Origin of the sequence: Microvirga aerophila (assembly GCF_003332305.1) — a bacterium.
Taxonomy (GTDB): Bacteria; Pseudomonadota; Alphaproteobacteria; order Rhizobiales; family Beijerinckiaceae; genus Microvirga; species Microvirga aerophila.
This window is the reverse complement of sequence record NZ_QOIO01000110.1, coordinates 1-7,243: the sequence shown is the minus strand read 5'-3', so window position 1 is coordinate 7,243 and position 7,243 is coordinate 1. Positions and strand designations below refer to the sequence as shown.

The following is a 7,243-nucleotide window of genomic DNA, read 5'->3' as shown; positions in this document are numbered from 1 at the left end:
AGCTTGCAGCAGCCTAACCCCGGCAGAGGCTCCACTTAGCGAACCGAAAACGCTGTTCAGACAAACCGAGCCACCTCTGTAAAGCATACTGCTGTTGATCCGTTCGTTAGCCCAAGCCTATGGATCAAAGTTTATGACTCAAGCGGCTCATTCATCCTTATGCCAAACCATTTAAAAACACTGGATGAGATGGTCGCTTGGATGACAAAGGAGTTGCCGAAGCTCACAGCCGAGATCGCAGCCCATCCCGATGAAAAGCCCAGAGGCTGAGGCGGAGCAGCACCTATACCTATCGAACGAAGATCACAGGTGAACGTTGATCCTGAGGCGCAGCTTGGATGCGCTGGAACAGCGAGGCCCATCATGAACATGTCAGACATGGCTCACAGGGTCACTGATGTCTTAAAGAGGATGACTGATCGGCTGACCCATCGCACCGATACCCAGGCTCAGCAGCCATCCGCTAAGAAGGTTGTCGAGGATCTGAAGAAGTGAGCTGAGCAGGGTGAGGATGCTTAAGCGACGCATCCCCACCCATAATCGTAAGCCTGTCGCTCCTTTCCTTTGAAGCGAGACACAAGCCCTTAGTTGAATCAGTAACGCGTGTAGGGTTGTCAGCGAACCACGTACCTAGGAAATTTGCTAAGTGCTTCTGCCTTCATCCCCACCGTAGGCGTCTCATAGCTCCTAGCCACGGACGCCGTGCTGTGCCCTGTGATAGCATCACTGATGCGCTCCGGTATTCCCGCAGCTAGAGCCCTTGTCTTGAACGTGTGTCGCCACCCGTGGTTAGGATCGACAGCCTTATCAAGGTTTGTCTGAGTACGAACCCAATCAGCCAGCTTGATAGCTCGTTGCTCTGCTTGGGGTGTCTTAGCCTTCCCGGTGCTTCGCTTAGGATCGTAGAAGAGGGGGCCTGCCTTCCGGCTCTTTACGAAATCGAGGAAGCCCATCTCAATCAAGTGCTCATGGAGCGGGACAGTCCTCGGCTGACCTGTCTTGGTCTTGTGGAAGTGCATGACCCAGATCCCGCCTTCGTTCTCAACGTCTTCCACTCTGAGCCCTGTAAGCTCTTGGATACGAGCCCCTGAGTAAGCCGCAAGCCAAGGACACCAGCGCCTTGCAAATGCCGAGGTAGGGTTCTTTGGATCGTCCTTCACTCCTAGAGAAGCTTGAAGGATAGCTGTGATCTCATGGGACCTGAGTGTTGACTCTCGCTCCTTCTGGACCTTGGGGAGGTCGAGGCGCACGTCTCGGGTGACAGGGTTAGACGAGATGAGCTTCCCGCCCTGCCGACTCGCAGCCCATTTGAACGCTGAACTGACGGCAACAAGGTCAACCTGATTGACCACCTTCGGGCTGATGTTCTCCACATCCCGCCTATGAACGGCCCAGGAGTACAGATCATCGCTTGTGACCTCCGCTGCGGGCTTGCCCTTGGTGAACGCTGAGAGAGACCGAAGGCTCGCCTCGTATCGCTCAATGGTTGTCGGGGCTTTCTTGTCAGCGCGATAAATCTTCCACCTCTTCCATAGGTCAGCGACGGAGAGGGTAGGGCCGGACTTCTCAGGCTCAGTCTGCACCGGCTCCCACTTGGGGAACCTTGAGGCTGCTGGATCAGGGGAATAATCAAATTCAGCGTTACGCTCTAGCTTCTGGGCAGCTGCATCAAGCGCATGAGCGACAGCCTTGATGAGCAGCTTTCGGCTTTGGTCATCAATATTCAGACCCTCACGCCGTATGAGAGCGTCAGTCATGGGACCGAACCTTAATTCCATAGAGTGGACCTGAGCAGCTTCCTTGCCGATCATCAGAGGGCCTGTGCCTAACCGCCCCTCTCTGGCCATTTGGTTCATGTCCTGGACTAGAGCATCGGACCGTTAAGTGGACGCGCCACCGGCGGCTTCGGCATGGCTCCAGGATGGCTGAGATGCAGACCTCATCGGATCCGACTTCTCGTCCGATGCTCTAGCGCCCACCGCTCAGGCGAACCGGGGTTGCGCTCAAGGGTGTCGGCAAAGGCTGTGTAGAGGGTGCCAGCTTGAGCCGCTGCTTGCTGATGGCTTAGGCGAGAAGGGCCATTACGACGACTATCCCAGAAGCGACGGAGGGCGGCATCAGCTATGGCATGACGCTCCTTGGCTTCTCGCGGATCTCTAGTGCGTAGAGAGGCTTGGGCTACCTCTCCGAGCTTCACGGAAGCGAATCGGTCGGCGATTGGGAGTGTGACTATTTGACCTTTGAGGTGAATAAGGTCCTGAGGGATTCGCTGGCGAAGGTGCCAAACACCACTCTTAGGGTCTTTCCAAGGTCGAGCCATTCTCAGCGCCATGTGAGCGTCCTGTGTGAGAGTTGGACGCTTCGTAAGTGCTTGTTATCGCTGAAAGCCTTACCACTCAAGAGAAGGGGAGTGGTGCCGGTGGAGAGGATCGAACTCCCGACCTTCGGTTTACAAAACCGCTGCACTACCGCTGTGCTACACCGGCATCGTCGAATGCTGTTCAGGTATCAGTGCACGCTCGAGGAAGCAAGTTCCCTTGAAGTGTAAAAATTAAGTGTTCTTTCGCACCGCAACCATCCGCTGATTCTGGGATTATTCCCCGAAACGATCGTTGAGGCATCGAGCGCTATGTTTGGACTAAATCCATGTTCTGAAAAAGAGAATCGCTTCTCTGGCCGCCGTTGCGGATACTTCGCCGTGGCCGCTCTCCTAGGAAGCCTTTCTGCCATGACACTTCCGGCGCAGGCGGCTTACGAGGCCGGCCGGGACAATGCCAAGCCGCCCCGCGAATCGACGACGAAGGTCGCAGCCCAGGATCCGGAAACGACGGGATCGATACAATCCCAGCCGAATACGGAGGCAAATTGCGCGCGCTCCCGAATGCGCCTCTGGGTCGAGGGTGAAGGGTGGATCGTCCGCAAGGTGACCACCTGCTATTGAGCTGAGCTACCTTATCCAGAACTAGAAAAGCCCCGCCGCGAGGCGGGGCTTCTCGTTGGCGATCGGAACAGGTGCTTACCGCACGCCTGCGCCTTCGTACGTCATAATATCGCGGTCCTTGGTCTCCGGCACGAACAGGAGGCCGACCACGAAGGTCACCAGGGCGATCACGATCGGGTACCACAGGCCGTAGTAGATATCGCCCGTTGCGGCCACCATCGCGAAGGCGGTCGGGGGCAGAAGGCCGCCGAACCAGCCGTTGGCGATATGGTAGGGCAGGGACATGGCCGTGTAGCGGATGCGGGTCGGGAAGAACTCGACCAGAGCCGCGGCGATCGGGCCGTAGACCATCGTGACGTAGATCACGAGGATTGTCAGGATGCCGATGGCCTTGAGCGCCTGGGCGTTGCCGAGGGCATCGAAGAAGCCGCCGACCTTCAGGATGGTCGGATCGCCTGCCTTCGGATAGCCGGCCTCCGCCGCCGCAGCGGTAAAGCCGGTGATGTTGGCGGCCACAGCCGGCGCCACCGGAGCTTCCTTGCCGTTGAAGGTGACCTTCATGGGCGTTCCGGCCGGGGCTGGAACCAGCTCGTACTTCACGGCGGACCGGGCGAGAGCCACGCGGGCGACGTCGCAGGGGGCCGTGAAGGTGCGGATGCCGACCGGGTCGAACACCGAGCCGCAGGTGGCGGGATCGGCCACGACCTGAACCTTGACGGTTTCAAGCGCCTGATCGAGCCTGGGGCTGACCACGCTCGTGAGCATGCCGAACAGCGGGAAGTAGGTGATTGCCGCGATCAGGCAGCCGCCGAGGATCACCGGCTTGCGGCCGATGCGGTCCGACAACGCGCCGAAGAACACGAAGCCGCCGGTGCCGAGAATCAGCGACCAGGCGATCAGCACGTTGGAGGTGAGCAGGTCGACCTTCAGGATGCTCTGGATGAAGAACAGGGCGTAGAACTGGCCCGTGTACCACACCACAGCCTGGCCGATCGCAAGACCGATCAGGGCGATGAGCACCATCTTGACGTTCGCCCATTGACCGAAGGCCTCCTTCAAGGGCGCCTTCGACTGGGTGCCCTCTTCCTTCATCTTCTTGAAGGCAGGGGATTCGTGCATCTGGAGACGAATCCAGACGGAGATGCCGAGCAGCACGACGGAGAGGAGGAACGGGATGCGCCAGCCGGCGATCGGCCAGCCTTCACCGGTCTGGAAGCCCTGTTCGCCCATCCATGTGCGCAGCACAAGAATGACCACGAGGGACAGGAGGAGGCCGACCGTGGCCGTGATCTGGATGAAGCTGGTGTAGAAGCCGCGGCGTCCGACAGGAGCGTGCTCTGCCACATACACTGCTGCGCCGCCGTACTCGCCGCCGAGCGCCAGGCCCTGGAGCATGCGAAGAGCGATCAGGACCACCGGGGCGACCCAACCGATCTGAGCGTAGCTGGGCAGCAATCCGACCAGGAATGTCGAGAAGCCCATGATCAGGATGGTGACCAGGAAGGTGTATTTCCGGCCGACGAGGTCGCCGATGCGCCCGAAGAAGATCGCGCCGAACGGACGCACGAGGAAGCCCGCCGCGAAGGCCAGGAGCGCGAAGACGTTCCGGGTCGTCACGTCAAACGCGGAGAAGAACTGCGCGCCGATGATCGTGGCGAGTGAGCCGTAGAGGTAGAAATCGTACCATTCGAAAACGGTGCCGAGAGAGGAGGCCAGAATGACCTTTCTCTCCTCCCGCGTCATCGGCCGCGCTGTTGCGGCCGTTTGCGGCGTGGTTGCTGCTGTTGCCATTGGGTTCCCTTCCATATTCACGTCGCCCGGTGATCCGGGTTCTTGACCGCAGGTTCCGCCCTCTATGAGCGACAAGGACCTGGGCCGAGGCATCAAGGCCGCACGAGGCGACCAAGAATCCTGTGTGATGGAAGGCTAACGCCAGCGTGATCCGCCACAATTCCCAATTCGTATTTGAGACTTCCGTCTAAGACTTGGGCAGCGCGTCTCAATTAAATTAATTTTATCAGTAGCTTAAGTTCGTCTGCGCTCAGTCGGCAGGTTGGCGGGCAACCGCCTTAGTCACAGCATAAAGTGAAATGGCAGCAGCGTTGGAGACGTTCAGGCTCTTGATTTCCCCTGGCATGTCGAGCCGTCCGATCGCGTCGCAGCAATCCCGGGTTCTCTGGCGCAGGCCCTTGCCCTCCGAGCCCAGGACCAGAACGAGGGGCAACCTGAGTTGCAGATCCGCAAGATCGTTCTCCCCAGACGAATCGAGGCCAATGAGCTGGAAGCCCCGCTTGCCGAGTGCGATCAGCGAATCCGAGAGGTTGCGGACGATCATGAACGGCACGTGTTCGAGGCCGCCCGACGCGGACTTGGCCAACACGCCCGTCGCGGCCGGGCTATGGCGCGCCGTGGTGATGATCGCCTCCACTCCAAAGGCCGCCGCCGTCCTGACGATGGCGCCTACATTGTGGGGATCTGTAATCTGGTCCAAGGCCAGGACGACCCGTGCTCCGCTCAAGGTGTCGAGCGTTGGCGAGGGCAGGGGCGTGGCCTCGAGGTAAAGCCCCTGGTGAACCGCATCCGGCTCCACCAGCACGCTGATGTCGTGCGGACGCACGATTTCCGGCTCGAACGGCAATGGCGTGCCCAACTCCTCGCCGAGGCGAGTGGCCGAGTTTTCGGTGGCCAGGAGGCGACGAATCTCGCGCTTGCCGTTGCGAAGCGCTTCCACGACCGGATGCCAGCCGTAGAGGACCGTTGTCTCGACATCGGACGAAAAGCGCCTCGGCTGGCTGTCACGGCGTCCGGGTTTTCCATGCGGGCGCTGGAAACGGGGCTTGCGGGGCTGGAAGGGGCGGTCGCTCATGGGGGCTGTCTCGTCTGATGATGTCTGCCACATAACACAGCCCAAAGACGTTCACGACTCGCAGCTTTCATCCCTCTTTGGTGTTGACACCAGCCATGCAGGTCACCATAAGAGCGCCCTACGGAACGCCTGCCGACAACTAAGGCGATCCGTGGACGGCCTTGGCGCTCAAGCGCTTCTGGTTGGCTCAAGGGGGAATGTCCCGAGCGGCAAAGGGGGCGGACTGTAAATCCGCTGGCTATGCCTTCGTAGGTTCGAGTCCTACTTCCCCCACCACCAGCCCGATGGTTGAGACGCGGGTGTAGCTCAATGGTAGAGCAGCAGCCTTCCAAGCTGAATACGAGGGTTCGATTCCCTTCACCCGCTCCAACTCTCTTTCCTTAGGAATCGCAGCTTTCAAAGGCAGCGGCCCTGTCTTGATTCTGATGGTGGGATCCTCTGGCGGAAAGCATTCCTTGCTCCCGGATGAGCCCTGGCATAGTTAGCCGATGCAGAAACTCACGGGCGCCATGGCTCTCACGCTGCATTTCCACCCGCTTTCTTCCTTCTGCTGGAAGGTGCTCATCGCTCTTTACGAGAATGGCGCAGCGTTCGAACCACGATTGATCAACCTCGGCGATCCGGCGGCTAGGGCGGCGTTCCAGGCTCTGTGGCCGACCGCGAAAATCCCGCTTCTGGACGACGATGGCCGGATCGTGCCCGAGACATCGATCATGATCGAGCACCTCGACCGGCGGCATCCTGGGAAAATCCGGTTGTTGCCCGACGACCCCGAGGAGCAGTTGGAGGTCCGGCTCTGGGATCGCCTCTTCGACAATTACGTCATGCATCCCATGCGGCAGGTCATAGCACAGCACCTGCGTCCGGAGGCCGACCGCGACCCCCGCAGCATCACCGAGGCTATTGCAGGCCTGGGCGTAGCGTACGATATGATCGAGCACCGGCTGGGCAAGCGCACCTGGGCGGCGGGCGAGGGCTTCAGCATGGCCGATTGCGCGGCGGCTCCGGCGCTGTTCTATGCGAGGACCGTCCTGCCATTCCCACCGGGCGACACGAACCTTGCCGCCTACTTCGAACGGCTCATGGCAAGGCCTTCGGTGAGACGCACGATCACCGAGGCACGCCCCCACTTCAAATATTTCCCGCTTCGGGAGGCAATTCCGACTCGCTTCCTTTCAGATGGCGCCAATGCATTCTGACCGGCTTTTCGAACCTTCGCCGAGGCGTTCCGGGTGGTCCGCTCAGCGGCGTCATCCAAAACTATGCGACGCAATATCGAAATTGGCTCTTGCGCAAACAGCATAACCGCAATATCGGGACGCCCTGAGTTTTTTGTTCCTGGCCCTGTAAGGTAGAAATCGATGGCGAAGGAAAAGTTTGAGCGGACGAAGCCGCACTGCAACATCGGGACGATTGGCCACGTTGACCATGGCAAG

General features: G+C 59.6%; 6 protein-coding genes and 3 tRNA genes. 4 read left to right on the top strand and 5 right to left on the bottom strand.

What is annotated here, in order from left to right; all coding sequences use genetic code 11:
- Positions 1-614: 614 nt before the first annotated feature.
- The gene (locus DRB19_RS28160; protein ID WP_162815928.1) at positions 615-1,757 is read right to left on the bottom strand and encodes a tyrosine-type recombinase/integrase; all 1,143 of its coding nucleotides are present in this window, start codon (positions 1,755-1,757) and stop codon (positions 615-617) included.
- Between the two features lie 654 nt (positions 1,758-2,411).
- A tRNA-Thr gene (locus DRB19_RS28155) sits at positions 2,412-2,486 on the bottom strand.
- Between the two features lie 242 nt (positions 2,487-2,728).
- On the opposite strand from DRB19_RS28155, the gene DRB19_RS28150 reads away from it, so the two are divergent.
- A complete protein-coding gene (locus DRB19_RS28150) occupies positions 2,729-2,941 on the top strand; it encodes a hypothetical protein (protein WP_114189278.1) in 213 nt (70 codons plus the stop codon).
- 75 nt (positions 2,942-3,016) lie between these two features.
- On the opposite strand, the gene DRB19_RS28145 is transcribed toward DRB19_RS28150, so the two are convergent.
- Together DRB19_RS28145 and DRB19_RS28140 are read right to left on the bottom strand one after the other, a co-directional pair.
- On the bottom strand, positions 3,017-4,732 hold the full coding sequence (locus DRB19_RS28145) for an MFS transporter (RefSeq protein WP_114189277.1): 1,716 nt from the start codon (positions 4,730-4,732) through the stop codon (positions 3,017-3,019).
- A 250-nt stretch (positions 4,733-4,982) separates the two neighbouring features.
- Positions 4,983-5,807 (bottom strand): TrmH family RNA methyltransferase, encoded by an 825-nt coding sequence (locus tag DRB19_RS28140; RefSeq protein ID WP_114189276.1) that lies wholly within the window; start codon positions 5,805-5,807, stop codon positions 4,983-4,985.
- A 191-nt stretch (positions 5,808-5,998) separates the two neighbouring features.
- On the opposite strand from DRB19_RS28140, the gene DRB19_RS28135 reads away from it, so the two are divergent.
- From DRB19_RS28135 to DRB19_RS28125, 3 genes are all read left to right on the top strand, one after another.
- A tRNA-Tyr gene (locus tag DRB19_RS28135) sits at positions 5,999-6,083 on the top strand.
- A gap of 19 nt (positions 6,084-6,102) precedes the next feature.
- Positions 6,103-6,176: transfer RNA gene (locus tag DRB19_RS28130), tRNA-Gly, on the top strand.
- A 140-nt stretch (positions 6,177-6,316) separates the two neighbouring features.
- Complete coding sequence (locus tag DRB19_RS28125; protein ID WP_114189280.1) at positions 6,317-7,006, top strand: glutathione S-transferase family protein; 690 nt, start codon at positions 6,317-6,319, stop codon at positions 7,004-7,006.
- A 51-nt stretch (positions 7,007-7,057) separates the two neighbouring features.
- On the opposite strand, the gene DRB19_RS30875 is transcribed toward DRB19_RS28125, so the two are convergent.
- The coding region (locus tag DRB19_RS30875; protein WP_210207551.1) for a hypothetical protein at positions 7,058-7,243 on the bottom strand (186 nt) is incomplete at its 5' end.

Coding starts and splice junctions, on each gene's coding strand:
- DRB19_RS28160 (WP_162815928.1), bottom strand. CDS start 1,757: ATGACTGACGCTCTCATACGGCGTGAGGGTCTGAATATTGATGACCAA.
- DRB19_RS28150 (WP_114189278.1), top strand. CDS start 2,729: ATGACACTTCCGGCGCAGGCGGCTTACGAGGCCGGCCGGGACAATGCC.
- DRB19_RS28145 (WP_114189277.1), bottom strand. CDS start 4,732: ATGGCAACAGCAGCAACCACGCCGCAAACGGCCGCAACAGCGCGGCCG.
- DRB19_RS28140 (WP_114189276.1), bottom strand. CDS start 5,807: ATGAGCGACCGCCCCTTCCAGCCCCGCAAGCCCCGTTTCCAGCGCCCG.
- DRB19_RS28125 (WP_114189280.1), top strand. CDS start 6,317: ATGGCTCTCACGCTGCATTTCCACCCGCTTTCTTCCTTCTGCTGGAAG.